General features: G+C 61.1%; 18 protein-coding genes. 5 read left to right on the top strand and 13 right to left on the bottom strand.

Going from position 1 to position 25130, the window contains the following annotated elements; all coding sequences use genetic code 11:
* Nucleotides 1-107 precede the first annotated feature (107 nt).
* From CPter91_RS06765 to CPter91_RS06735, 7 genes are all read right to left on the bottom strand, one after another.
* The gene (locus tag CPter91_RS06765) at nucleotides 108-2417 is read right to left on the bottom strand and encodes an NADP-dependent malic enzyme (RefSeq protein ID WP_061938652.1); all 2310 of its coding nucleotides are present in this window, start codon (nucleotides 2415-2417) and stop codon (nucleotides 108-110) included.
* 341 nt (nucleotides 2418-2758) lie between these two features.
* Nucleotides 2759-3202, bottom strand: coding sequence for a dihydroneopterin aldolase (locus CPter91_RS06760; protein ID WP_061938648.1), 444 nt, complete (start codon nucleotides 3200-3202; stop codon nucleotides 2759-2761).
* Entirely contained in the window at nucleotides 3202-3807 is a 606-nt protein-coding gene (locus CPter91_RS06755; RefSeq protein WP_236905950.1) for a sarcosine oxidase subunit gamma, read from the bottom strand. Before CPter91_RS06755 ends, CPter91_RS06760 begins: the two co-directional genes overlap by 1 nt.
* Complete coding sequence (locus tag CPter91_RS06750; protein WP_061938642.1) at nucleotides 3797-6823, bottom strand: sarcosine oxidase subunit alpha family protein; 3027 nt, start codon at nucleotides 6821-6823, stop codon at nucleotides 3797-3799. Before CPter91_RS06750 ends, CPter91_RS06755 begins: the two co-directional genes overlap by 11 nt.
* Nucleotide 6824: 1 nt before the next feature.
* Nucleotides 6825-7112, bottom strand: a complete 288-nt coding sequence (locus tag CPter91_RS06745) for a sarcosine oxidase subunit delta (protein WP_061938639.1) — start codon at nucleotides 7110-7112, stop codon at nucleotides 6825-6827.
* 63 nt (nucleotides 7113-7175) lie between these two features.
* The gene (locus tag CPter91_RS06740) at nucleotides 7176-8420 is read right to left on the bottom strand and encodes a sarcosine oxidase subunit beta family protein (RefSeq protein WP_061938636.1); all 1245 of its coding nucleotides are present in this window, start codon (nucleotides 8418-8420) and stop codon (nucleotides 7176-7178) included.
* A gap of 88 nt (nucleotides 8421-8508) precedes the next feature.
* Nucleotides 8509-9900 (bottom strand): L-serine ammonia-lyase, encoded by a 1392-nt coding sequence (locus tag CPter91_RS06735; protein WP_061938633.1) that lies wholly within the window; start codon nucleotides 9898-9900, stop codon nucleotides 8509-8511.
* Nucleotides 9901-10429: 529 nt separating this feature from the next.
* Here CPter91_RS06735 and CPter91_RS06730 point away from each other — a divergent pair.
* Nucleotides 10430-11518, top strand: a complete 1089-nt coding sequence (locus tag CPter91_RS06730; RefSeq protein WP_061938630.1) for a threonine aldolase family protein — start codon at nucleotides 10430-10432, stop codon at nucleotides 11516-11518.
* 43 nt (nucleotides 11519-11561) lie between these two features.
* Here CPter91_RS06730 and fdhA read toward each other — a convergent pair whose 3' ends face one another.
* The 5 genes from fdhA to CPter91_RS06705 all read right to left on the bottom strand — a co-directional run bounded on the left by fdhA (nucleotide 11562) and on the right by CPter91_RS06705 (nucleotide 17339).
* A complete protein-coding gene (gene fdhA / locus CPter91_RS06725; protein ID WP_061938627.1) occupies nucleotides 11562-12764 on the bottom strand; it encodes a formaldehyde dehydrogenase, glutathione-independent in 1203 nt (400 codons plus the stop codon).
* A 174-nt stretch (nucleotides 12765-12938) separates the two neighbouring features.
* Nucleotides 12939-13895 (bottom strand): choline ABC transporter substrate-binding protein, encoded by a 957-nt coding sequence (locus CPter91_RS06720; protein ID WP_061938625.1) that lies wholly within the window; start codon nucleotides 13893-13895, stop codon nucleotides 12939-12941.
* 183 nt (nucleotides 13896-14078) lie between these two features.
* Entirely contained in the window at nucleotides 14079-15173 is a 1095-nt protein-coding gene (locus CPter91_RS06715; RefSeq protein WP_061938622.1) for a GlxA family transcriptional regulator, read from the bottom strand.
* Between the two features lie 86 nt (nucleotides 15174-15259).
* Nucleotides 15260-16156 (bottom strand): choline ABC transporter permease subunit, encoded by an 897-nt coding sequence (gene choW / locus CPter91_RS06710; RefSeq protein WP_061938619.1) that lies wholly within the window; start codon nucleotides 16154-16156, stop codon nucleotides 15260-15262.
* Nucleotides 16149-17339 carry a quaternary amine ABC transporter ATP-binding protein gene (locus tag CPter91_RS06705; RefSeq protein ID WP_061938616.1) on the bottom strand — a complete coding sequence of 397 codons (1191 nt, stop codon included), beginning with the start codon at nucleotides 17337-17339 and terminating at the stop codon, nucleotides 16149-16151. The genes choW and CPter91_RS06705 overlap by 8 nt, the downstream gene beginning before the upstream one ends.
* A gap of 551 nt (nucleotides 17340-17890) precedes the next feature.
* Here CPter91_RS06705 and CPter91_RS06700 point away from each other — a divergent pair.
* Nucleotides 17891-18754: a TorF family putative porin gene (locus tag CPter91_RS06700; protein ID WP_061938612.1), complete on the top strand. Its 864-nt coding sequence runs from the start codon at nucleotides 17891-17893 to the stop codon at nucleotides 18752-18754.
* A 118-nt stretch (nucleotides 18755-18872) separates the two neighbouring features.
* Here CPter91_RS06700 and CPter91_RS06695 read toward each other — a convergent pair whose 3' ends face one another.
* A complete protein-coding gene (locus CPter91_RS06695; protein WP_061938609.1) occupies nucleotides 18873-20150 on the bottom strand; it encodes an amidohydrolase family protein in 1278 nt (425 codons plus the stop codon).
* 297 nt (nucleotides 20151-20447) lie between these two features.
* Between CPter91_RS06695 and CPter91_RS06690 the strand changes: the two genes are divergently transcribed.
* The 3 genes from CPter91_RS06690 to CPter91_RS06680 are packed head-to-tail and all read left to right on the top strand — an operon-like array spanning nucleotide 20448 to nucleotide 25071.
* Nucleotides 20448-21644, top strand: a complete 1197-nt coding sequence (locus tag CPter91_RS06690; protein WP_061938607.1) for an efflux RND transporter periplasmic adaptor subunit — start codon at nucleotides 20448-20450, stop codon at nucleotides 21642-21644.
* 2 nt (nucleotides 21645-21646) lie between these two features.
* Nucleotides 21647-23626: a MacB family efflux pump subunit gene (locus tag CPter91_RS06685; RefSeq protein WP_061938602.1), complete on the top strand. Its 1980-nt coding sequence runs from the start codon at nucleotides 21647-21649 to the stop codon at nucleotides 23624-23626.
* Nucleotides 23623-25071: an efflux transporter outer membrane subunit gene (locus tag CPter91_RS06680; RefSeq protein ID WP_061938599.1), complete on the top strand. Its 1449-nt coding sequence runs from the start codon at nucleotides 23623-23625 to the stop codon at nucleotides 25069-25071. Before CPter91_RS06685 ends, CPter91_RS06680 begins: the two co-directional genes overlap by 4 nt.
* The last annotated feature ends 59 nt before the right edge of the window (nucleotides 25072-25130 follow it).

Below are 25130 nucleotides of genomic sequence, written 5' to 3'. Positions count from 1 at the left end.
AATTCGTTGGTGCCATTGAATAAAGAATAACCGCGCAGGCAAAAAAAAATCCCCGTCGCTGCAGATGCAGTCACGGGGATTTTCTAGCGGCTGGTACTACCGGCCGCTCAGACTTTCTGCTTTGCCGAAATCGCGTTTGCCACCACCAGCGCCGTCATGTTGACGACGCGACGCACGGTGGCCGACGGGTTCAGGATATGCACCGGAGCAGCGGCGCCCAGCAGCACCGGCCCCACCGTCACGCCCTGGCCGCCGGTCATCTTCAGCACATTGAAGAGAATGTTGGCGGCATCCAGGTTTGGCGTGATCAGCACATTGGCGTCGCCCGACAGGGTTGATTTCGGCAGGAACTGCGCGCGCAGTTCTGCACTCAGGGCGGCGTCGCCGTGCATCTCGCCATCGGCTTCGACATCCGGCATGCGCTTGACGAACAGGTCGCGCGCGGCGCGCATTTTCTTGGCCGACGGCCGGTTGCTGGAACCGAACATCGAATGCGACAGGAAAGCCACCTTGGGCGGCACACCGAAGCGGCGCACTTCTTCCACCGCCATGGCGGCGATGTCGGCCAGCTGCTCGGCATCCGGATCGTCATTGACGAAGGTATCGGCGATGAACAAGGTGTGCTTATCCAGCACCAAGCCGTTCATGGCGGCAAAACCCTTGGCGCCCGGACGCAGGCCGATGATGTCGCTGACGTGTTCCAGGTGACTGTCGAAACGTCCCACCAGGCCGCACAGCATACCGTCGGCGTCGCCCAGCTTGACCAGCATCGAAGCTATGGTGGTGTTGGAACGGCGCAAGGTTGACTTCGCCATCTCCGGCGTCACGCCGTCGCGCGCCTTGATCTCGTGATAGGCTTCCCAGTACTGGCGGAAACGGGCGTCGTCTTCCGGATTGATCAGCTCGAAATCGCGGCCCGCCTGCAAGCGCAGGCCGGCACGTTTGATGCGCGCTTCGATCACGGCCGGCCGGCCGATCAGGATAGGCCGCACCAGCTTTTCTTCCAGCGCAATCTGCACCGCACGCAGCACGCGCTCATCTTCGCCCTCGGCGTAGACGATACGCTGCGGTTCGCCGCGCGCAGCCAGGAATACCGGACGCATGAACATGCCGGTGTGACTGACGAAACGCATCAGCGACTGGCGGTAGGCATCCATGTCCTTGATCGGACGCGTCGCCACGCCCGATTCTTCCGCTGCACGCGCCACTGCCGGCGCGATGCGCAGAATCAGGCGCGAATCGAAAGGCTTGGGAATGATGTACTCAGGGCCGAACTGCAGTTCCTGGCCCGCATAAGCCGAGGCCACTTCTTCGCTGATCTCGGCCTTGGTCAGGTCGGCGATCTCGCGCACGCAAGCCACCTTCATGGCCTCGGTGATGCTGGTGGCGCCGCAATCCAGCGCGCCACGGAAAATGTAAGGGAAGCACAGCACGTTGTTGACCTGGTTCGGATAGTCCGAACGGCCGGTGGCGATGATGCAGTCCGGCCGCGCTTCCAGCGCCAGCTCGGGGCGGATTTCCGGTTCCGGATTGGCCAGCGCCAGGATGATAGGCTGGCTGCCCATGGCCTTGACCATGTCTTGCGACAGCACGCCTGGCGCCGAGCAACCGAGGAACACGTCGGCGCCGACAATTGCATCCGCCAGCGTACGCGCGTCAGTCTTTTGCAGGTAACGCTGCTTGGATACGTCCAACTTGTCTTCACGTTTGTCGTGGATCACGCCGCGCGAATCGCAGACGAAAATGTTTTCGCGCTTGACGCCCAGTTCCACCATCAGGTCGAGGCAGGCAATCGCCGCCGCGCCGGCGCCGGAGGCTACCAGTTTGACTTCGCCGATTTTCTTGTTGACCAGTTCCAGGCCGTTCAGCAATGCAGCCGAGGAAATGATCGCGGTGCCGTGCTGGTCGTCATGGAAGACCGGGATCTTCATGCGCTCGCGCAGTTTCTTCTCGATGTAGAAGCATTCCGGCGCCTTGATGTCTTCCAGGTTGATGCCGCCCAGGGTCGGCTCCAGCGCAGCGATGATCTCGACCAGCTTGTCCGGGTCGCGCTCGGCCAGCTCGATATCGAAGACATCGATGCCGGCGAAATTATGAAACAGGCAGCCCTTGCCTTCCATCACCGGCTTGCCGGCCAGCGGCCCGATATCGCCCAGGCCCAGCACTGCCGTGCCGTTAGTAATGACACCGACCAGGTTGGCGCGCGAGGTGTATTCCACCGCCATCTCCGGATCTTCGTGGATCGCCAGGCAGGCGTAGGCCACGCCGGGCGAATACGCCAGCGAGAGGTCGCGCTGGTTCGACAAAGGCTTGGTCGGCACCACGGCGATCTTGCCGCGCGTCGGACTGCGGTGGTATTCCAGTGCAGCGTCGCGCAGGGCCTGCTCGGCCGCCGAAAGAGTGGTGGGGGTGCTCATGTTGATGGTCTCCTGGATACGATGATGAATGATGTGGCAACGCCAGGGCAGAAGAATTACCGGTCCGCCCCGGAGGCGGCCGGCAGTCTTGTTTTCTGCCGTTGAGGATGCTTACTGGAAAGGAAATATGCTCTGTGAAAAGTCATTGGAATAGTGCTGCCGATAGCAAATGGTAGACGAAACTGGCGCAACTTGCAGCCTTCCGTTAAAAAAAACGCAAGCCGGTTTCAAGTCCCAATTGCACTTGGAACAAAAAGCCCGCTTATGCGGGCTTTTTGTCGGCAGATGCATGCCATAATCAAATTATTGCCTTGTATCAACAAAGAATTTTCCTGTTCCGCTCATGCCGCAACACCGCTTTCCAGGGTCTGCGCCAGCAACAGGGTTTCATAGCTCCAGCGGGTCCAGCTTGAGGCTACGCCCAGACGGGCGGTGTTGGGGCGGATCTTCGGCTTGTGGATCGCCACCCGTATTTCATCGAGCATAGGGAATTCGCGGAAGGACAGGCTGGCGACTTCCGAGGCCAGCGTCTCCAGCAGGCGAGTATGCGGCTTGGCTTGCAGAAAAGCCGTGACCACGCTGCAGTAATGGTCATAGTCGATCACCGCCGCCGTATCATCATCGCCCATGCCGCTGCCGCCAGTCTTGTACGACAATTCAATGTCCAGTTCGACCGCCTGCGGCTTTTCATGTTCGTGCGGATGCAGGCCGACGCTGGTCATCGCCGCCAGGCCCTCGACAAAGATCTGCCAGCGTACGCCGCTGGCGATGTTTTCGTTCTTCATCAGAGATACTCCTGACTGGCGTCCAATAAAATACGGCCGAAGTAATCGGCAAAGCTGCGGCGGATGATCAGCTCAAAAGCGCCGTCGTCCAAAGGCCGCAGCAAGATGCCGGCCTTGAAGTAATGGCTCTGGGCGCACTGCCCTGGCTTGAAGACGCCCGCATGGAAATCCAGCGGGCAGCCCTTCTGCAAGACCGCGCGCGCCTGTATGCCACTCAGCACCAGGCTGGTATTGCCGCTGCTGACATCCACCACCGCGGCGAACTCTCCCGCCAGCGCAGCGGCCAGGTCGGCGCACAGCGCCGGCAGGCGCGGTTGCCTGGACTGGATCAGCCATTCATTCGGCGCCAGCCAGTAGATGACGAACTGCTCGCTTTCGGCGATGGTGTTCGGCTGCAGCGGCAATGCCGCGCCGGTGAGATTCTTGACCGCCCGCAGGAAGCTTGCTGAGCCGGCCTCGCCCTTGATATTGATCAGTTCCAGGAAGGGTTTCTCCTCCAGCCGGACCGGCTGGTTGGCGCCTGCAGTGAGCGGCGCCAACAACTGCCCCAGTTCCGCCAACGGCGATTCCTGCTGCACCTGAAAAAGCTGGGTTTCATTCAACATGTTGACGGACTCCTTCTGCATCGTAGAACACCAGGCTGCTGATCTTGGCTGCGATATTGCGGCCGTTCTCCAGCGATATGCTGACTTCCTGCCCCATCTTGCCGAGCCCGCCCTTGATCAGCGCGAAGGCGATCGAGCGCTGCAGGATCGGGCTAAAGTAACTGGACGTTACGTGGCCTATCATGCTGCCGGTCGCTTCATTGCTCGGCTCGGCCAGGATCTGGCTACCCTCCGGCAGCACGAAATCCTTGTCCGCGCTGAGCAAGCCCACCAGCTGCTTGCGGTTCTCGCCGGCGGTATCCGAGCGTGCGAGCGAACGCTTGCCGAGGAAATCCTTGGATTTGGCTACCAGGCCGCCCATGCCTAGGTCGAACGGCGTGACCGAGCCGTCGGTATCCTGGCCGACGATGATGTAGCCCTTTTCGGCGCGCAGCACGTGCATGGTTTCCGTGCCGTAGGGCGTGATGTCAAACTCCTTGCCGGCTTCGATGATGGCGTCCCAGATGGCCCGTCCCATATTGGCCGGCACATTGACTTCATACGACAGTTCGCCGGAGAAGCTGATACGCATGATGCGGGTGAAGACGCTGTTGATGCTACCTTCGCGGAAAGACATGAAGGGAAATTTCTCGTTGGAGAAATCGATATCCTTGCAGACTTTCTGCAGCACGCGGCGGGCGTTCGGCCCGACTACCGCAAAGGTGGCGAAATGATCGGTCACCGACGTCAGGTTGACTTTCAGGTGCGGCCACTCGGTCTGCAGCCAGCGCTCCATCCAGTCCAGCACGCGCGCCGCGCCGCCGGTGGTGGTGCTCATCAGGAAATGCTGCTCGCCGAGACGCACCGTGACGCCGTCATCGAACACCATGCCGTTCTCGTCCAGCATCAGGCCGTAGCGGCATTTGCCGACTTCCAGCTTGTTCCAGGGATTGGTGTACATCCAGTTCAGCAGCGTGACGGCATCCGGTCCTTGTACATCGATTTTGCCCAGCGTGGAAGCATCGAGGATGCCAACGCTGTTGCGCGCCGCCAGGCACTCGCGCGCTACTGCCGCATGCAGGTCTTCCTTGCCGCGCGGGTAATACCAGGGACGTTTCCAGTTGCCGACGTCTTCAAACAAGGCGCCCTGCTCGATATGCCAGGGATGGATGCAAGTTTTGCGGATAGGCGTCAGGAACTCGCCCAGCTCGCGTCCGGCCACCGTGCCGAAGGTCACCGGCGTGTAGTTCGGGCGGAAAGTCGTGGTGCCGGTTTGCGGGATGCTCTTGCCCAGTACTTCAGCCAGGATCGCCATACCGTTGATGTTGCCGAGCTTGCCCTGGTCGGTGCCGAAGCCGAGCGCGGTGTAGCGCTTGACGTGCTCGACCGAATGATAGCCCTCGCGCGCGGCCAGGTAGATATCGGCGGCCGACACGTCGTTCTGGTAATCGACGAATTGCTTGGGACCGCGCCCGACCTGTTTACGGTCGCCCACCAGCCACATAGGCATGAGCGGGGCTTCCGACAGTTCGGCCACTTTCCAGTTCGGTAGCGCGGCCGCTTTCAAGCCAGCCGATTCGACCGCCTGCTGCGCCGCCAGCGCGCCATCGCGCAAGGCGCCTGCCAGGCTGAAATCGCCGTTGGCGGCGCCGGCGCTGGTTTCCTTTTGCATCGCCGATCCCGGCACGAAGCAGGCCTTCTCATTATTCCAGTGCGCCTTGCCGCCGGACTGGGCAAACAGATGGATGACCGGATTCCAGCCGCCCGAAACACAGAGCAGATCGCAGGCAAGCGAGGTGATGAACTGCCCCGGCACGCCATCGCGATGGCCGGAAACTTCCACTTTCTTGACATGGCGGCTGCCATGCGCAGTCACCACCACGGCGTCATTGATGATGCTCACACCCTGCCGCTTGGCGGCGGCCGGCAGGCTGCTGTTGCCAGCTGGGCGCGGATCGACCACGGTTACCTGGGCGCCGTTGCCCTTCAGATCGAGAGCAGTCTGGTAGGCGTCGTCATTGTTGGCGAAGATCACCGCCTGGCGTCCGGGCAGCACGCCATAGCGGTGGATATAGGTCGATACCGCCGAAACCAGCATGATGCCAGGCAGATCGTTATTGCCGAACACGATGGGCCGTTCATGGGCGCCGGTTGCCAGTATCACGTGCTTGGCGCGTACCTTCCACAGCCGTTCGCGCACCTTGCCGCCCCGCTGCGCCAGCGGCAGATGCTCGCTCAGGCGCTGGGTCACGGTCACCAGGTTATGGTCCTGGTAGCCGAAGGCCGTGCTGCGCGACAGAATCGTCACTTCCGGGAAGGCCCGCAATTCCGCGCTGATTTTCGCTACCCATGCGGCCGCCGGCAAACCGTCGATCAGCGCAGGCCCCGACAGCAAGCTGCCGCCCGGTTCTGACTGATCGTCGACCAGCACCACCCGCGCACCGGATTGCGCCGCCACCCAGGCGGCCGCCAGGCCGGCTGGACCGGCGCCGGCCACCAGCACGTCGCAATGGGCATAGGTCTTTTCATAGCGGTCCGGATCGAGCTCGGTCGGCGCCTTGCCGAAGCCGGCCGCTTCGCGTATCACTTCTTCGTATTTGCCCCACCAGCTGCGCGGCCATTTGAAGGTCTTGTAGTAGAAGCCGGCCGGGATGAAACGGGCAAACAGCTGGTTGATCGCCATGCGGTCGTTTTCGATGCTGGGGCTGGCGTTGACGCTGGTCGCGCTCAAACCCTGGTACAACTCGATTTCCGTGGCGCGGGCGTTTGGTACGGTAAACCCGCCGCTTTCCAGCTGCACCAGCGCATTCGGTTCTTCTACCCCGGCGGTGACGATGCCGCGCGGACGGTGATATTTCCAGCTACGCGCAACGAAGTGCACACCGTTAGCGAGCAGCGCCGAGGCCAGCGTATCGCCCTGATAACCCTGGTAGCTTTTACCGTTGAAAATAAAAGTCAGCGGAACCGCGCGGTCGATGCGGCCGCCGCCGGCCAGCCTGTGTGTCTGGTTTGTCGGTTGGCTCTTCAGTTGGTTCATCCTAGGCTCCCTTGCCATCGGCGGCAGCCTTGGCTTCGAACTTGCTGTAGCTGAGGAATTCATAAGTCACGGTATCGCGCTCGGCCATGAACCAGCGCCGGCAACCCTGGTTGTGCACCCACTGCTCGCGGTGCACGCCGCGCGGATTCTTGCGCATGAACAGGTAATCGCCCCAGGCTTCGTCGCTCAGTTTTTCGGTTTCCAGCGGGCGGGCGATATCGGCTTCGCCGCCGCAATGAAACTCACTCTCGGCACGCGGCCCGCACCAAGGGCAGGTGATCAATAACATGGTGGTTCTCCAGACAGATGGCGGATTGAATCAAGGATGGCTGAATGGTCACAACGGACAGTATCAGTGGGCGACGGCGGCGGCCCCGTGTTCGTCGATCAGATGGCCGTTGTAGAAACGGTCCAGCGCAAACGGCGCATTCAGCGGATGCGGATGGTCGTTGGCAATGGTGTGGGCGAACACCCAGCCCGAACCCGGCGTGGCCTTGAAGCCGCCGGTGCCCCAGCCGCAATTGAAATACAGGCCCTTGACCGGTGTCTTGGAAATGATCGGGCAGGCATCCGGCGAAACATCGACGATCCCGCCCCACTGGCGGTTCATGCGGACCCGGCTGAACAGCGGGAACATTTCAACAATCGCCTGCAACGTGCCTTCGATCACGTGATAACTGCCGCGCTGGCCATAGCCTGTGTACTGGTCGACGCCGGCGCCGATCACCAGGTCGCCCTTGTCGGACTGGCTGATGTAAGCATGCACGGCATTCGACATCACCACCGTGTCGAGCACCGGCTTGATCGGCTCCGACACCAGCGCCTGCAGCGGATGGCTTTCCAGCGGCAGGCGGATGCCCGCCATCTCCGCCAGCACGCTGGAGTGGCCGGCGGCGACCACCGCCACTTTCTTAGCCTTGATAAAGCCCTTGACGGTATCGACCCCGGTCACTGCGCCGTTCTCGCGGCGGATGCCGGTGACGCCGCAGTTCTGCAGGATATCGACGCCGCGCTCGTCGGCGCCGCGGGCAAAACCCCAGGCCACCGCATCATGCCGCGCCACCCCGCCACGGCGCTGGAAGGAAGCGCCCAGCACCGGATAGTGGCTGTTGAGATTAATGATCGGGACGATTTCCTTGACCTGCGCCGGCGTCAGCCATTCGGCATCGACGCCGTTGAGACGGTTGGCGTTGATGCGGCGCTCGGTGTCGCGCACATCCTGCAAGGTATGCGCCAGGTTCATCACGCCGCGCTGGCTGAACATGACGTTGTAGTTGAGGTCTTGCGACAGGCCCTCCCACAGCTGCATCGCCTTTTCGTACAGCATGGCCGATTCGTCCCACAGATAGTTGGAACGCACGATGGTGGTGTTGCGGGCGGTGTTGCCGCCGCCTATCCAGCCTTTTTCGATGACGGCGATATTGCGCAAGCCGTGCACCTTGGCCAGGTAGTAGGCGGTGGCCAGGCCGTGGCCGCCGCCGCCGACGATAACGATGTCGTATTCCTTTTTCGGTTCCGGGCTTTTCCAGGCCCGCTGCCAGTTTTCATGGTAGGAGAGGCTGTTGCGGATCAAGCTGAATATCGAATAATTGCTCATAAACCCCTCAAATTTCCGGAACCGTTACGGACAGTTCTAAAACCTACTGCGCGGTTTTAGAGCTATCCTAGTTATCGCTGAAAGCTACTCAGCACTCAATGACATTTACCGCCAAACCACCACGTGATGTTTCCTTGTACTTGGTCTTCATGTCGGCGCCGGTCTGCATCATGGTCTTGATGACCTTGTCCAGCGAGACATAGTGCTTGCCGTTGCCGCGCAGGGCCATGCGGGCGGCGTTGATCGCTTTCACCGCGCCCATCGCATTGCGTTCGATACAGGGAATCTGCACCAGGCCGCCGACCGGATCGCAAGTCATGCCAAGGTTGTGCTCCATACCGATCTCCGCCGCATTCTCGATCTGCTCGGTGCTGCCGCCCAGCACTGCGGCCAAAGCCCCTGCCGCCATCGAGCAAGCTACGCCGACCTCACCCTGGCAACCGACTTCGGCACCCGAGATCGATGCGTTTTCCTTGTAGATCAGGCCGATCGCCGCTGCCGTCAGCATGAAGGTCATGACGCCATCCTTGTTCGAGCCGGGAATGAACTTGGTGTAGTAATGCAGCACCGCCGGCAACACCCCTGCCGCGCCATTGGTCGGCGCCGTGACGATGCGGCCGCCGGCAGCATTTTCTTCATTCACCGCCATCGCATACAGGTTGACCCAGTCCAGCATCGACAAAGGATCGGTAAACGATTCCTCGGATCGATCTTTCAGCTGCCGGTACAATTCCGCAGCACGCCGCTTGACCTTCATCGGTCCCGGCAATTCGCCGTCGATGGAACAGCCGCGCTTGACCGCCGCCGCCATCACATCCCAGATACCCAGCAACTTGGTGCGTACTTCTTCCGCCGAGCGCCAGTGCTTTTCGTTTTCCATCATCAGGGCAGCAATGGTCAAACCGCTTTCCGCCGACATGCGCAGCAGGTCGTCGCCGGAATGGAAGGGATAAGGCAGCTCGCCTTCCGACTGCACGCTGCCGGCCTGTACCAGATTGACGCGCTGGCCTTCCTTGCTGACCACGAAGCCGCCGCCGACCGAGTAGTATTCTTTCTCTGCAATCACGTTGCCAGCCGCGTCCAGGGCGACAAAGCGCATGCCGTTCGGATGCTGCGGCAAGGCTTCGCGCCGGAAAAACAATACGTGTTCCTTTTCTACACAGCCGATCGGATGCGTACCGTTCAGCAGCAGCTTCTTGGTGCTGCGGATTTCCGCCAGCCGCGGCTCGACGTGATCCGGATCGATATTGTCCGGCAGGTTGCCTTCCAGCCCCAGCAGCACCGCTTTGTCGCTGCCATGGCCTTTACCAGTGGCGCCGAGCGAACCGTACAGTTCGACGCGTACCGCGTGCACCGCATCGAGCAAATTAACCTCGTGCAAATAAGCAGCAAAGCGATTGGCGGCAATCATCGGCCCCACCGTATGCGAGCTGGATGGACCGATACCGACCTTGAATAAATCAAATGTGCTGATGTTCATAGAGAACCCGATTGCATATTTGGGCAAACGCGCTTGCAAATACGCTGGCAAAACATAGTGCATCCGTTCATGACAACTCCTGGGTGGGTTGAAGTATTATTCTCGGCAAACAACACCGGCCGCGCGAGACACCACAACGCCAGAGTACAGTGCAACAGTGCTGATCAATGCCGCCATCAGCGATAACTGCAGTGCTATTCCTTGGCATCATTTTGTCCTTGCAGCGGCCGCTCTATTTTCCGTAGCTGACAAGTGTTTGTCCTTTTCCGACAAGCACGACAAATTTTAATTTTACGACCAAGTGGCCCTACCTACGCGATGACATTTCCTTGTAGGGGATAAGCCAAACGCATAAACCTTGCCAATCAGGCATGATCCTCTAAAAGAACAGGCGCATGGGCATTTTTTGGCGCCGGCGCCAGGCTTTGCCGGCAAATGGGCAGTCGCCGACATGGCGGCAACCCCAAATCGCGGTAGGATAGCAAGCTTCCTTCCCCCGACCTAGCCAAAAGCGCCCCAGCCACCAGATATGTCCAACGCCAACCTACGCCAGCAATGCCATACCTTTTTTTCTTCATCGGCGCCGCGCACCGCCGCCCAGGATTTTTCCGCGATGGCGGCCTGGTGCGAGGCGCATGATATCCAGCATGACAGCTATGGCGAAGGCCAGCTGATCCAGGATTTCGAAAACAAGGTAGCCGCCCTGCTCGGTTTCGAAGCAGCCTGCTTCGTCATCACCGGCACCATGGCACAAACCATCGCGCTGCGCGTCGCTTGCCAGGACAAGAACAACCGGCTGGTGGCGCTGCATCCGACGGCGCACATCCTGCGCCACGAAAGCAGCAACTACCAACTGCTCGACCATTTCAAGGTACTCCAGGTCGGCAGCCCGTTCCGGCCTTGGACGGCGGATGATCTGAAAGCTGTGCCGGATCGGCTCGGTGCCGCGCTATATGAGCTGCCCATGCGTGAAATCGGCGGCCAGCTGCCGGCCTGGGAACAGCTGCAAGCGCTCAAAGAGTACTGCCGGGAAAAGAACATTCATTTGCACATGGACGGCGCGCGCCTGTGGGAAGCCGCAGCCGGCTACGGTCAGCCGCTGGCCAGCGTGGCGGCCGGCTTTGACAGCGCCTATGTCTCGCTCTACAAAGGCCTTGGCGGCCTAGGCGGCGCCATGCTGCTGGGCAAGCGGGATTTCATCGGCCGCGCCGCCGAATGGATGAAACGCATGGGCGGCAACCTCTACCAGCGCTCGCCTTACGTAGTGGCGGCGGCCATGCAGTTTGACGAAAAACTGGCGCGCATGCCAGCCTACCTGCAACGCACCCGCGAACTGTATCAGTTGCTGGCCCGCTATCCGCACTGGCAAGTCAATCCACGCCAGCCGCATTGCAATATGCTGCATCTCTATTTTCCGGTCGAGCGCGAGGCGGCGAACGCGGCGCGCGACCAGCTGGCCCGGGAACGTGGCGTCTGGCTATTCGGTCGCGCCAGCGACGCCGCCTTGCCGCAGCAGAGTTATATCGAGTGGTATGTGGGAGAGGCGCTGCTGGCGCTGTCCGACCAGCAGGTTATTGCGGCGCTGGACCAATTCCAGGCGCTGCTGGCGCCCGCCTGACAAATGCGGCCGCCGGCGCAAAACGGCCGGCAGCCCCACTGCATCAAGCCGCCTTTTTCAGCAAATGATGCGGATCGATGACAAATTTCTTCGGCGCCCCGGCATCGAACTGCTGATAACCGGCCGGCGCCTGGTCCAGGGTGATCACTTCGACGCCGACGATGTCGGCGATCTTGATGCGATCCCACAAAATCGCCTGCATCAGCTGACGGTTGTACTTCATCACCGGCGTCTGCCCGGTATGGAAGCTGTGCGACTTGGCCCAGCCGAGACCGAGACGGATGCTCAGGCTGCCGCGCTTGGCGGCGCTGTCGACCGCGCCCGGATCATCCGTCACATACAAGCCCGGGATGCCGATCTTGCCTGCAACCCGCGTTACTTCCATCAGCGAATTCAGCACCGTAGCCGGCGCTTCCGCTTGCGCCCCGGCGTGGCCATGGCCGCGTGCTTCGAAGCCGACGCAGTCAATCGCGCAATCGACTTCAGGCACGCCGAGTATCTTGGCGATCTGGTCGCTGAGTGACGCATCGGTGGACAGGTCCACCGTTTCAAAGCCGACGCTGCGCGCATGGATCAGGCGCAAAGGATTGACATCGCCGACAATCACCACCGCCGCCCCGAGCAAACGCGCCGAAGCTGCGGCTGCCAGGCCAACCGGACCGGCACCGGCGACATACACCGTGGTGCCGGGACTGACGCCGGCAGTGACCGCGCCGTGGTAGCCGGTCGGCAGGATATCCGACAAGCAGGTAAGGTCACGGATCTTGGCCATCGCCTGTTCCTTGTCCGGGAAACGCAGCAGGTTGAAATCGGCATACGGCACCATCACGTATTCGGCCTGGCCGCCGATCCAACCGCCCATGTCGACATAGCCATAAGCGCCGCCGGCACGTGCCGGATTGACGGTTTCGCAGACCCCGGTGTGCTGTTCCTTGCAGGTGCGGCAGCGGCCGCAGGCGACGTTGAACGGCACCGACACCAGGTCGCCTTTCTTGATGGTTTCCACATCCGAGCCGCATTCGATAACTTCACCGGTGATTTCATGGCCCAGCACCAGCCCGGCCTGCGCCGTGGTGCGGCCGCGCACCATGTGCTGGTCTGAACCGCAGATATTGGTGGACACCACTTTCAGGATCACGCCATGCTCGATTTTCCGGCCTTGCGGATTATCCAGCTTGGGGAACGGGATGGACTGTATTTCTACCTTGCCCTGTTCGATATAAACCACGCCACGATTTTCAGCCATTGGGTCTCCTCCAGTCAGGATGTTATGAAATCTGATATTTACCGACTACGCGTACCGGCCTCGTCGGCCACGACTACGCGTCCCGGTCGTTCCCGCGAACGCGGGAATCCATGTTGGCGCATCTAACTTGGGTCCCCGCGTTCGCGGGGACGACGCCTTTGATTGTTTGCGCAGTTACAATCCGAGTGAAGTCTTCACCGCCGGCAAGCCGTCCTTGCCGTCGAAGGTCTTGACGCCGGCCAGCAGCTTGTCAAGCACTTGCGGATTTTTCTTCAGCCAGTCCTTGGCCGCGTCTTTTGGATCTTGCTTGTCCATGATGCGGCCCATCAGCTGGTTTTCGATGCCGGTGGAAAATTGCAGGTTGGCCGCCAGCTTGTCGGCGTTCGGGCAGCGCGTTGCATAGTCGGTGGCGGTCACGGTGTAGACCTTGGCTTCGCCATAGTTAGGACCGAACACCTCGTCGCCGCCGCTCAGGTAGCTGATCTTTTGCTGCACATTCATCGGATGCGGTTCCCAGCCCAGGATCACGATCCATTTCTTTTGCTTGACCGCGCGGCCCAGCTCGATCAGCATGCCGGCCTCGCTCGACTCCACCATCTTGAAGTTCTTCAGGTTGAACTGGTTCTTGCTGATCATGCCCTGGATCAAGGCGTTACCGTCGTTGCCAGGTTCGATGCCATAGATCTTGCCATCCAGCTCCTTGGAAAATTTGGCGATGTCGGCAAAGGTCTTGAGGCCGGCGTCGTAGGCATAGGTCGGCACCGCCAGCGTGTATTTGGCGCCGGTCAGGTTGGGCGATGCCAGCACTTTCAGCGAGTTTTCCTTGACGAAGGGCGCGATGATGGGATCCATGGTCGGCGCCCAGTAGCCGAGGAACAGGTCGATCTGCTTGTTCTTGACGCCGGCAAAGGTGATCGGCACCGATGCGATGGTCTTGGTGGCGTGATAGCCCAGCCCTTCATAGACGGCGGATGCGAGACCGGTGGTGGCGGCGATATCGGTCCAGCCGACATCGGCGAAGCGCACGTTCTTGCATGATTGCGGTTCCTGCGCCTGCGCAGCTCCCAGCATCAGCATAAAACAGGCCGAGGCCATGCCCATGCCGGCCAGCGCCAGCTTGAATGATTTCATTACATTTTCTCCTGTGGCAAAGACGAAAGTCCGACGCTCCCAGTTTGCATTGCATCGGCATACATTGAACGCTTAAGCTTGCACTTCAACGCCAGGTCCGCAGTAAGCGGGTAACACCAAGCGTATAGGTACAAGCCAGAAATTACTCGCATGCGCGCGGCGGCTTAGACCGATTGCGACATGCTATTGCCTGCCAGCGTCAAACAGATCGTCCGGCGTCGGCGGCAAAGACGGCAGCGACGACAACTGCGGCAGTTCGTCGACCGCGGACAGGTACGGATGGCGCAGATGGCGCTCGCTGCTGGGCGAGCGGCCGAACTGGTTGCGGTAAGCCTTGCTGAAATGGCAGGACGACTGGAAACCGCAAGCCACCGTCACGCTCATGATCGACATGGTGGTCTGCAATAGCAGTTCGCGGGCGCGCCGCAAACGCAGCTGCAGGTAGTAATGGGTCGGCGTGACATCCAGGTAGTACTTGAACATGCGCTGCAGCTGCCGCTGCGACAAACCCACCAGCCTGGCGATCTCTTCAAACGACAGGGTTTCTTCGATATGGGTTTCCATCAGCCGCGCCACTTCGATCAGCTCCTTTCGGCTGAAGCCGAGCCGGGCCGCAATCGGAATATGCTGCTGATAGGCGCCGTCGCGGATCCGCTCCAGGATGAACTGTTCGGAAATCTCCGCCGCCAACGTCTTGCCGTAGCGGTTGGCGGTCAGGTTCAGCATCAGGTCGATCGGCGCCGTGCCGCCGGAACAGGTAAGGCGGTCGCGGTCCACCGCAAACAGTCCCTCGGTAAACAGCACGCGCGGAAAGTCTTCGCGCAGGGCCGAAATATTTTCCCAGTGGATGGCGCACTGATAGCCATTCATCAGCCCCGCCTTGACCAGCGCATAACTGCCGGTGCAGATCCCGCCCAGCATGACATTGCGCCGCGCCAGCTGCGTCAGCATGGCGTTCAGCTTGTCGTCGACCGCCTCGTGGATCTTGACGCCGCCGCAGACGAACAAGATGTCGGGCGTGCCGGCCTGCTCCAGCGTCAAGGTCGGCGAGATCGGCAAGCCGTTGCTGGCTTGCGCCGGCAAGCCGTCGATACTGATCACCGACCAGCGGTACAAGGTCTGGCGGCTGATGTAGTTGGCCATGCGCAGGACTTCGATGGCGCTGGCAAAGGCGATCATCGAAAAATTCGGCAAGGTCAGAAAACCGAAATGCACCACTACCGCTGGCGCCGCACTTTGCGGCGAAGCCGGTTTTGAAGCTAGTTGCTGCGAAGACATCCTGCCTCCATCTTTGGCTACCGGCGCTGGATTTCCAGCGCCCGGATCACGTTGCTGCAAACTTGCTCAAGTTGCCCATGCCGTTGCTAGCCGGTGGCCAGCGCCGGACTCTTGCGGAACCATTTGCGCAGCCGGAAAAAGCGCTGCACCTTGCCGGCTTCCGGGGTGCGGCCGAAACTCTCGGTGATACGGTCCAGGATAATCGCCAGCAGCACCACGCTCAGTCCGCTTTCAAAGCCGAGGCCGATATCTAGCCGCTGGATGCTGGCCAGCACGTCGTTGCCGAGACCGCCGGCGCCCACCATCGAGGCGATGATCACCATCGACAAGGCCATCATGATGGTCTGGTTGATGCCCGCCATGATGGAAGGCAGGGCGTTCGGGAACTGCACCTTGTACAGCAGCTGCCAGCTGGTGCAGCCGAAGGCCTGGCCGGCTTCGACGATTTCATTGTTGACCTGGCGGATGCCGAGCGCGGTCAGGCGCACCGCCGGCGGCATCGCGAAAATCACGGTGGAGATGATGCCTGGCACCCGGCCCAGGCCGAACATCATGGCGGCTGGAATCAGGTAGACGAAAGCCGGCATGGTCTGCATCAGGTCAAGGATGGGCCGCACGATCATCGCCACCCGCTTGCTCTTGGCGGCCCAGACGCCGACCGGAATCCCCAGCGCCAGGCTGATCAGGGTGGAAGAAATGGTCAGCCCCAGGGTGACGATGGTCTGATCCCAGAAACCGGTGTTGTAGATCACGAAAAACGACACCACGGTGAACAGCGCAAACTTGAAGCCGACGCGCCAGACGCCGAGCGCGATGAAGAAGCCCATCAGCAGCCACAGCGGCAATACTTGCAAGCCGTGCTCTATAGATTCGGCAAACCAGCTGATGGCGTTGCCGAAGCTGTCGAAACTGTTACCGTGCTTATCGAGGATGTAATGGACGAACTGGTCGACCCAGCGTCCCAGCGGAAGGTGCTCAGACATGCGAACCTCGGGATGTGGACAAAGCTTTGAGTACCATGGCCTGGCTGATCGCGCCGCAATAGCAGCCGTCGCCGTCCACCACCGGCAAGGGCGAGCGGCTGACGATCAGCTTGTCCATCACGTCTTCCAGGTTGCTGCGGTGATGGATCACCTCGATCCGGTCCATGCCGCTGGCCTGGAGATTACCGCTGGCGTCGGCATGGCGGCGGGTGGCGACGATGCCCTGCACCTTGCGCGCGCCATCCACCACGAAGGCGAAGTCGGAGCGGCTGCGCTGATACAGATCGCCATTCGCATGCACTTCGCTGGCGGAGGCCACCAGCGGCACGGCGTTGGCTTGCATCAGGTCGCCGGCGGTCAGGTAACGGTTGGTGTCGACGCCGTCGAAGAATGCGCGCACATATTCTTCCGCCGGGTTGTCGATGATTTCCTGGGCGGTGCCGACCTGCACCAGGCGGCCGCCCTCCATGATGGCGATACGGCTGCCGATGCGCAGCGCTTCTTCCAGGTCGTGCGAGACAAAGATGATGGTGCGCTGCTGTTCCTTTTGCAAGTCCAGCAACACGTCTTGCATTTCCTTGCGCTTGAGCGGATCAAGCGCGGAGAACGCTTCGTCCATGATCATCAGCGAGGGATTGACCGCCAGCGCCCGCGCTAGCCCGACCCGCTGCTGCATGCCGCCCGACAGTTCGCACGGCAGCTTGTTGGCGAACGGCGCCAGGCCGACCTGCTCCAGTACCGCCATGGTGCGCCGCTCGCGCTCTTTCCTGCCGGTGCCGGCCACTTCCAGGCCGAAGCTCGCGTTCGAAAGCACGGTGCGGTGCGGCATCAGCGCAAACGACTGGAACACCATGCTCATGTCGCGCCGGCGCAATTTGATCAATTGCGAATTCGTCATCTGCGCCACGTTCTGGCCATCCACCACGACATTGCCGGCGCTAGGATCAACCAGGCGGTTGATCAGGCGGATCAGGGTCGACTTGCCGGAACCCGACAGTCCCATCAAGACAAAGATCTCGCCCTCCTGCACCTCGAAGGAAACATTCTGGACGCCGACCACCTGCCCGGTCTCGGCGAAGATCTTGTCCTTGGAATGCCCTTTTTCGAGCATGCTCAAGGCCAGTTGCGGATTGTTGCCGAAGACCTTGTACAAACGGTCGACTACCACTTTTGCAGACTTCATTACCTGTCTCCTGATAGTGCATGCGATCAGTTGCTGTCCGGACAATGCCTTGTTGCAACGGGTCGCTAGCGTGCGGGTCTGGGGTCGCTGCCCGCTTGTTTGAAATCCACTGCTGCAGAGTGTATGTGCAGCACAGCAGGAAAGACAAGCAGCAGCGACATCGGTCCAGGCATCACGATCGTGGGAAAACTTCGTCCTAAGTTAATGACATAGTCGCGACAAAGGTCTTGGACCGAATGACGATTTACGACAAGCACTTATTCAAAAACGACGAAGCACGTGTCGTGCCATGACTAGTGGCCGCCCGCTTGCTTGCGGCATGTCGCAATTCCATCGTTTTTAGTCGCAATTGCAGGGAGTTGCGTTTGGACACCGGGACAATAATTATCGCCAGGTAATCCGGCAGGCTCTGGTTACCGCAACGGCACGGCAGCGGTTCGACTGCCGCCGCATTCATGCAGTCTCGTTTTCCATTTGCAGCAATCGCCGGCAATCGTCATAAAATGCGATTGATATCAAAATGGAAACGCATTCAAATGGGAGCAGTAGACATGTTTCAGAAATTCAATAGCATCAGGCTAACTCCATGGCTGGCGGCAATGCTGGCCTGCGCCCTGCACCTGCCGGCGCTGGCCCAGACTGCCGACAGCGCCGGTGCGCCTGCCGCGGCGCCCCCAGCAGCCGCCGCTGCCCCGGCATCGCCGTTCACCGCCAACGTCACCATCGCCTCGCAATACGTCTCGCGCGGTTTCCGCCAGACCTGGGGCAAGCCGGCGATACAGGGCGGCGTCGACTATGCGCATCCGAGCGGCCTGTTTGCCGGCACCTGGATGTCGAGCGTCAGCGATCATTTCATCGAGAATGGTTCGGTCGAGTGGGACCTGTATGGCGGCTATACCGGCAGCGCCGGCGACCTGACTTACACCGGGCAGATCTACTACTACGTCTACCCTGGCGCCGAAGCATCGTTCGCCCACACCAAGTACAACTATGGCGAAGCAGTCGCCTCGCTCACCTATAAATGGTTCAACGTCAAATACTGGCTGACCTACACGCCGGACTATTTCGGCTACAACAGCGCCACGCTCGGCATCGGCACAGGCCAGCACAGCCGCGGCTCCGGCTACCTCGACCTGAACGGCACTTTCGATCTCGGCAGCGGCTACAGCTTGCTGCTGCATTACGGTAACGAACGGGTCAGGAATTTTTCCGCCTACAGCTTCCAGGATGGCAAAGTGGCGCTGACCAAAGCCTTCGACGGCGGCTGGTCAGTCACCGGCGCAGTCACCAAGGGCTGGGGCAAGAACGGCGTTTATGACCGCTACACCACCGGCGTCCTGAACTCCGCCGGCGTGGCGGAGGTCTCCAATCCGCTGGCCACCACGCTGGTGTTGTCTTTGACTAAAACCTTCTGACGGCTTGCCGGCCTGGCATGTAGGGTGGGCAAGAATTCTTGCCCACCGTTAGCGCGGCACGACTGCGTGGGCACAGGTGCCCCACCCTACGGACTACAACCTTCTGACGGCTTTCCAATCAGGCGGCGTGCAGGCGGAAATCCAGCGCCGCCGGCCGCCCTGGCAAGCTCAGGGTCGCCTGCGCCGCCGGTGACTGGCTGATCACCTTGCCGCGCCGGATCACATAGCGGCGGCCGGCGCGCAGCCTGATAGCTTCCACCGTGCAGCCGGCGTCCAGCACCACCAGGTCGGCATTGCAGCCAGGCGTCAAGCCGTAGCCGCCAAGGCCGAGTATGCGCGCCGGCGTTTCCGTCACCGCCATGAAACAGGCGTGCATTGCTTCCTGTCCTGTCATCTGCGCCACATGCAAACCCATGTGCGCCACTTCCAGCATGTCGCCCGAGCCCAGGCTGTACCAGGGGTCCATCACGCAGTCATGGCCGAAGGCGACCTCGATGCCGGCTGCCAGCAGTTCCGGTACGCGGGTCATGCCGCGCCGTTTCGGATAAGTATCGTGGCGGCCTTGCAAGGTGATGTTGATGAGTGGATTGGCAATCGCCGCCACACCTGCTTCGTAGATCAGCGGCAGCAGCTTGCTGACGTAATAATTGTCCATCGAATGCATCGAGGTCAGGTGCGAGCCCGCCACCAGGCCGTGCAGGCCCAGCCGCCGGGTGTGAAAGGCCAGGGTTTCGATATGGCGCGACATCGGGTCGTCCGATTCGTCGCAATGCATGTCGACGCGCAAGCCCTTTTCCGCGGCCAGCTCGCACAGCAGCTTGATCGACTCTGCGCCTTCGGCCATGGTGCGCTCGAAATGCGGAATGCCGCCGACCACGTCGACGCCCATGGCAATGGCGCGCTTGAGGTTGGCGAAGGCATTCGGGCTGCGCAGCAAGCCATCCTGCGGGAACGCCACCAGCTGCAGGTCCAGGTAAGGTGCGACGCGGCGCTTGACATGCAGCAGCGCCTCCACCGCCAGCAAGCGGTCGTCGCAAATGTCGACATGCGAGCGGATCGCCAGCAAGCCGCGCGCCACCGCCCAGTCGCAGTACTGCATGGCGCGCGCCACCAGCGCTTCCTGGGTCAGCTTCGGCTTCAGCTCGCCCCATAGCGCAATCCCCTCTAGCAATGTGCCTGAACTGTTGACGCGCGGCAGGCCGTAGCTGAGCGTGGCATCCATGTGGAAATGGGCGTCGACAAACGGCGGCGTCACCAGGTTGCCGCCGGCATCGATCTCTTGCTCGGCGACGACCGCCAGCGCTACGCCGACAGCATTGATGCGGCCGCCGGCAATAGCAATATCAACCCCGGTCCTGCCGTTCGGCAGCGAGGCATTCCGTATAAGCAGATCCATAAGCATCCTCTTAATGTGATACAAGGCCGATAACCGGTACGTTGCCAGCGCGGCGTGAGCCCATAGTAACGGCAAAGGAAACGCGCTGACAACCGGCAGCGCATGCTTATCACAAGGGAACTTTTGCGCCGCCGCGATTTCTGATGCACAGCCATGCGCAATGCGCTAGCCGCATTTGGACCATGGCTGGACCCCGGATGCTAAGATGCAACATAGTGCCATTTTCTCTACTCTTTATTTCATCATTTGATCTTGAGCGGAGGAACATGGCGATCCGGCAATCCGTGGGCTCCCATCATGCGTTTATTGAAAAAAAAATCCCTGGTCTACTTTGTTTCCACAGGGCTACTTTTATTGCTGGCCTTTGGCCTCTACCAGCATTTCTTTTCCGGCAGCAAAGAACCGCAATACCTGACCGCGCCGGTCACCGTCGGCGACATCCAGGATACGGTGCTGGCCAACGGTTCGCTGGAAGCCTTGCAGCAAGTGAATGTCGGCGCCCAGGTATCCGGCCAGCTGAAATCGCTGAAGGTAGTGTTGGGCGAGGAAGTAAAAAAAGGGCAGCTGGTCGCCGAGATCGATTCGCTGACCCAGCAGAATGCGCTGCAAAACGCCCAGGCGGCCTTGAGCCAGGTACGCGCCCAGTTGCGCTCCAAACAAGCCAGCCTGGTGCAGGCGCGCTCGAATTTTGCGCGCCAGCAGCGCTTGCTGGCAGGCGAGGCCGGCTCGCGTGAAAACTTTGAAACCGCGGAAGCCACGCTGCAATCGACCCTGGCGGATATCGATTCGCTCAATGCGCAGATCGAACAGGCCAAGATCACCGTCAGCACCGCCATGCTCAACCTCGGCTACACCAAGATCACCGCGCCGATGGACGGCAAGGTCGTGTCCATCGTCACCAAGGAAGGACAAACCGTCAATTCCGCCCAGCTGACGCCAACCATCATCATCCTGGCGGAACTGAACACCATGACCGTGAAAGCGCTGGTGTCGGAAGCCGACGTCATCCGCGTCAAGCCGCAGCAGCCGGTGTTCTTCACCATCCTGGGCGATCCCGACCATCGCTTCAACGGCATCTTGCGCAGCGTCGAGCCGGCGCCGGATTCGATCAGCAGCGACGGCAGCGACAAAACCGGCAAAACCGCGGCGACGGCGGCGCCGGTGTATTACAACGCCCTGTTCGATATCCCCAATCCGGACAACAAGCTGCGCATTTCGATGACGGCGCAAGTCTCCATCGTCCTCAACGAGGCCAAGGGCGCGCTGACGATTCCCTCGACCGCGCTGGGCGAACGCGGCAAGGATGGCCGCTATCAGGTCAAGGTGCTGCAGACCAAGGACGGCAAGCATACGGTGGCCACGCGCCAGGTGCGGATCGGCATCAACAATATCCAGGCGCAGGTGCTGGACGGCCTGAAAGCGGGAGAAAAAGTGATCGTCGGCGACGGCGGCGACAAGCCGGCTGAGGAACAAGCCACCATGATCATGGGCTGACCATGAAGCCAGCCTTGCTAGAACTGAACGGACTGTATCGGCGCTTTCCCTCCGGCGAAGAAACCGTCACCGTCCTCAACAACATCAACCTGACGATTGCCGCCGGTGAAATGGTGGCGCTGGTCGGTCCCTCCGGCTCAGGAAAATCGACGCTGATGAACATCCTCGGCTGCCTCGACCGCCCCAGCAGCGGCAGCTACCACGTCGCCGGCCAGGCTACCGGGGACATGCCGCCGGATGCGCTGGCGCAGCTGCGGCGCGAGCATTTTGGCTTCATCTTCCAGCGCTACCATCTGCTGCCCGACCTGGATGCCGCCAGCAATGTCGAAATCCCGGCGATCTATGCCGGCAAGCCGGCGGCGGCACGCAAGCAGCGCGCGCATGAGCTGCTGGCGCGCCTCGGTTTGGCCAATCGCACTCACCACCGCCCCAGCCAGCTGTCCGGCGGCCAGCAGCAGCGCGTCAGCATCGCCCGTTCGCTGATGAACGGCGGCCAGGTGATCCTGGCGGACGAACCTACCGGCGCCCTCGATAGCCATAGCGGCCAGGAAGTCATCAAGATCCTGCAAGAGCTGCATGCCGAAGGCCATACCGTGATCATCGTCACGCATGACATGCATGTGGCCGAATATGCGCAACGCATCATCGAGATCAGCGACGGCGAAATCATTGCCGACCGCCCCAGCAAGAGCGGCGGCAGCAGCACGGCGGCGCAGCCTGCGGCAGCCGGTGCGCAGCGGCCGCAGATCGACCTGCAGCAAGAGTCGTCCTGGCGCGCCACCGGCGCCAGCTTGATCGAAGCTTGCCGCATGGCGTTGCTGGCCATGCGTTCGCACCGGCTGCGCAGCTTTCTCACCATGCTGGGAATTATCATCGGCATCGCTTCGGTGGTGTCAGTGGTGGCGCTGGGCGAAGGCTCACGCCAGCAAATCCTGAAGGACATCAGCTTCCTCGGCACCAACAACATCACGATCTATCCCGGCAAGGACTGGGGCGATGAAAAGGCAGCCGCGGTGCGCACGCTGGTGTCGGCCGACGCCGACGTGCTGGCGCGGCAACCGTACGCCGACAGCGCCACGCCCGGCGTCACCACTGCAGCCACCGTGCGTTACCGGAATATTTCGGTGAGCGCCTCGCTGCAAGGCGTCGGCGAACAGCATTTCCGTGTGTACGGAATAACGATGGCGGAAGGCCGCTCGTTCACGCCGGACAGCATCCGCCACCAGCTGCAAGAAGTGGTGATCGATCACAATACGCGCCAGAAACTGTTCGGCAGTCGCGATGATCCGATCGGCCAGGTACTGATGCTGGGGAGTATCCCCAGCCGCATCATTGGCGTCGCAAAAAAGGAAAGCAACTCGTTTGGCGGTGGCGGCAGCAACCTGACCCTGTGGGTTCCCTATACCACGGCGCAGACGCGCATCATCGGCAAATCTGCTCTGCAATCGATCACGGTGCGCATCAATGACGCCGCCTCGCCCGCGGCCGCCGAAAAAAGCATCGTCAAGCTGCTCACCCAGCGCCACGGCAGCAAGGATTTCTTCATCCTGAACAGCGACAGCATCCGCAAGACGATCGAATCGACTACCCGCACCATGACCCTGCTGGTGTCGATGATCGCCCTGATTTCGTTGGCGGTCGGCGGTATCGGTGTGATGAACATCATGCTGGTCTCGGTCACCGAGCGGATCCAGGAAATCGGCGTGCGCATGGCGGTCGGCGCACGCCAGGGCGACATCATGCGGCAGTTCCTGATCGAAGCGGTGCTGGTCTGCCTGCTCGGCGGCGTGCTCGGCATCGGGCTGGCGCTCGGCATCGGCGTACTGTTCGCCAGCTTCGGCGGCAGTTTCCAGATGCACTACTCGCTCACTTCAATTGTAGTTGCCTGCACCTGCTCCACCCTGATCGGCATCATCTTCGGGTTTTTACCCGCCCGCAATGCGGCCCGCCTGGATCCGGTCGAGGCCTTGGCACGAGAATGAAATCTATCCCCATGCGCAATTTCAACACGACCCTCTGCCTGCTCGCCGCCAGTATACTGGCTGGCTGCAGCGCCATGCATAGCCCTTACCAGCCGGCGGCGTTGAGCACGCCGGCAAGCTGGCAAAACCAGCCGCAGCCAGTGGCCGGCGATACTGTCCTGCATGACCGTTGGTGGCGCAACTTCAACGATCCGCAACTGGACCAGCTGATCGAGCAAGCGCTAGTACGCAATAACGACCTGGCGGCAGCCGCCATCCTGGTGCGGCGAGCGCAGCTGCAAGCCGGCCTGGCGACCACCAATCCGACCGTCTCGCTCAGCCTGAACAGCAGCAACAGCCGCAACCTTAACGGATCATCCGGCGCTTTGCCGAACCTGCCCGGCGCGCCGAGCAGCAGCCGCAGCCAAGCGCTGACCGCAAGCGTCGCCTATGAAGTGGACCTGTGGGGCAAACTGGCCAGCCAGCGCGACGCCGCACAATGGGAGGCGCTGGCGACCGCGGAAGACCGCGACAGCGCAGCCTTGTCGCTGATCGGCACCACCGCCGGCCTGTACTGGAAGATCGCCAATCTGGAACAGCGGATCGCTCTCAGCGAGCAAAGCATCGCCTATGTCGCCAAGATCCTGCAGCTGGTGCGCGTGCAGTACGATGCCGGCGCCGTCTCCTCGCTGGAAGTACTGGAAGCCGAGCGCTCGCTGGCGTCGCAACAGGCCAGCCACACACTGCTGCTGCAAGACATGGTGGAAACCCGCAGCGCACTGGCGATCCTGTTCGACGGCCCGCCTGAAACCCAGGATAGCGGACACTACCGCCTCGCTGCCGACCTTCTGCCGGCGGTAGATCCCGGCCTGCCTGCCGAGCTATTGGCGCGGCGACCGGATTTGCGCGCGGCAGAACTGCGCCTGCGCAAGACCCTGTCCAACGCAGACGCCGTGCGCGCCGGCTACTACCCGACATTCAGCCTCACCGGCAGCCTTGGCAGCAGCAGCACCAGCCTGCAAAACCTGCTGCAGAATCCGGTCGGTACGCTGGCGTCCGGCCTGACTTTTCCATTCCTGCAGTGGGATCAGATGCAATTGAATATCGCCGTCTCCAAGGTCGATTATGAAAAAGCATCGATCGACTTCCGCCAGACTTTCTACAAGGCCTTGCGCGACGTCGAAATCGCTCTGTCCGCACGTAGTCAATTCCAGGAGCAAGGTATCAGGCTGGCGCAGTCGCTGGCAGCGGCCCGGCGCATCGAAAGCCTTTATCAAGAACGTTACCGCGCCGGGTCGGTGGCGCTGAAGATCTGGCTCGATGCACAGGAAACCCTGCGCTCTGCCGAGAGCGCCGTGGCGGACAACAATCTCAACCTGCTCAATAGCCAGGTCAAGCTGTATCAGGCGCTGGGCGGCGACATGAAGGTGGCCGCGGCCAATCCGGCCAGCGCTGAACGGCCATGACTTCTTAGAACCTGTTTATGATCTTACTGCACGCCCGTGATCTGGCACTAAACGCTGCT

This window comes from Collimonas pratensis, assembly GCF_001584185.1.
Classification (GTDB): domain Bacteria; phylum Pseudomonadota; class Gammaproteobacteria; order Burkholderiales; family Burkholderiaceae_D; genus Collimonas; species Collimonas pratensis.
Note: the sequence above shows the minus strand (reverse complement) of the source record. Positions and strands in the feature narration are given on the sequence as shown.

Excerpts from the sequence above, each read along its gene's own strand:
- CPter91_RS06765 (WP_061938652.1), bottom strand. The coding sequence starts at position 2,417 with ATGAGCACCCCCACCACTCTTTCGGCGGCCGAGCAGGCCCTGCGCGAC.
- CPter91_RS06760 (WP_061938648.1), bottom strand. The coding sequence starts at position 3,202 with ATGAAGAACGAAAACATCGCCAGCGGCGTACGCTGGCAGATCTTTGTC.
- CPter91_RS06755 (WP_236905950.1), bottom strand. The coding sequence starts at position 3,807 with ATGTTGAATGAAACCCAGCTTTTTCAGGTGCAGCAGGAATCGCCGTTG.
- CPter91_RS06750 (WP_061938642.1), bottom strand. The coding sequence starts at position 6,823 with ATGAACCAACTGAAGAGCCAACCGACAAACCAGACACACAGGCTGGCC.
- CPter91_RS06745 (WP_061938639.1), bottom strand. The coding sequence starts at position 7,112 with ATGTTATTGATCACCTGCCCTTGGTGCGGGCCGCGTGCCGAGAGTGAG.
- CPter91_RS06740 (WP_061938636.1), bottom strand. The coding sequence starts at position 8,420 with ATGAGCAATTATTCGATATTCAGCTTGATCCGCAACAGCCTCTCCTAC.
- CPter91_RS06735 (WP_061938633.1), bottom strand. The coding sequence starts at position 9,900 with ATGAACATCAGCACATTTGATTTATTCAAGGTCGGTATCGGTCCATCC.
- CPter91_RS06730 (WP_061938630.1), top strand. The coding sequence starts at position 10,430 with ATGTCCAACGCCAACCTACGCCAGCAATGCCATACCTTTTTTTCTTCA.
- fdhA (WP_061938627.1), bottom strand. The coding sequence starts at position 12,764 with ATGGCTGAAAATCGTGGCGTGGTTTATATCGAACAGGGCAAGGTAGAA.
- CPter91_RS06720 (WP_061938625.1), bottom strand. The coding sequence starts at position 13,895 with ATGAAATCATTCAAGCTGGCGCTGGCCGGCATGGGCATGGCCTCGGCC.
- CPter91_RS06715 (WP_061938622.1), bottom strand. The coding sequence starts at position 15,173 with ATGTCTTCGCAGCAACTAGCTTCAAAACCGGCTTCGCCGCAAAGTGCG.
- choW (WP_061938619.1), bottom strand. The coding sequence starts at position 16,156 with ATGTCTGAGCACCTTCCGCTGGGACGCTGGGTCGACCAGTTCGTCCAT.
- CPter91_RS06705 (WP_061938616.1), bottom strand. The coding sequence starts at position 17,339 with ATGAAGTCTGCAAAAGTGGTAGTCGACCGTTTGTACAAGGTCTTCGGC.
- CPter91_RS06700 (WP_061938612.1), top strand. The coding sequence starts at position 17,891 with ATGTTTCAGAAATTCAATAGCATCAGGCTAACTCCATGGCTGGCGGCA.
- CPter91_RS06695 (WP_061938609.1), bottom strand. The coding sequence starts at position 20,150 with ATGGATCTGCTTATACGGAATGCCTCGCTGCCGAACGGCAGGACCGGG.
- CPter91_RS06690 (WP_061938607.1), top strand. The coding sequence starts at position 20,448 with ATGCGTTTATTGAAAAAAAAATCCCTGGTCTACTTTGTTTCCACAGGG.
- CPter91_RS06685 (WP_061938602.1), top strand. The coding sequence starts at position 21,647 with ATGAAGCCAGCCTTGCTAGAACTGAACGGACTGTATCGGCGCTTTCCC.
- CPter91_RS06680 (WP_061938599.1), top strand. The coding sequence starts at position 23,623 with ATGAAATCTATCCCCATGCGCAATTTCAACACGACCCTCTGCCTGCTC.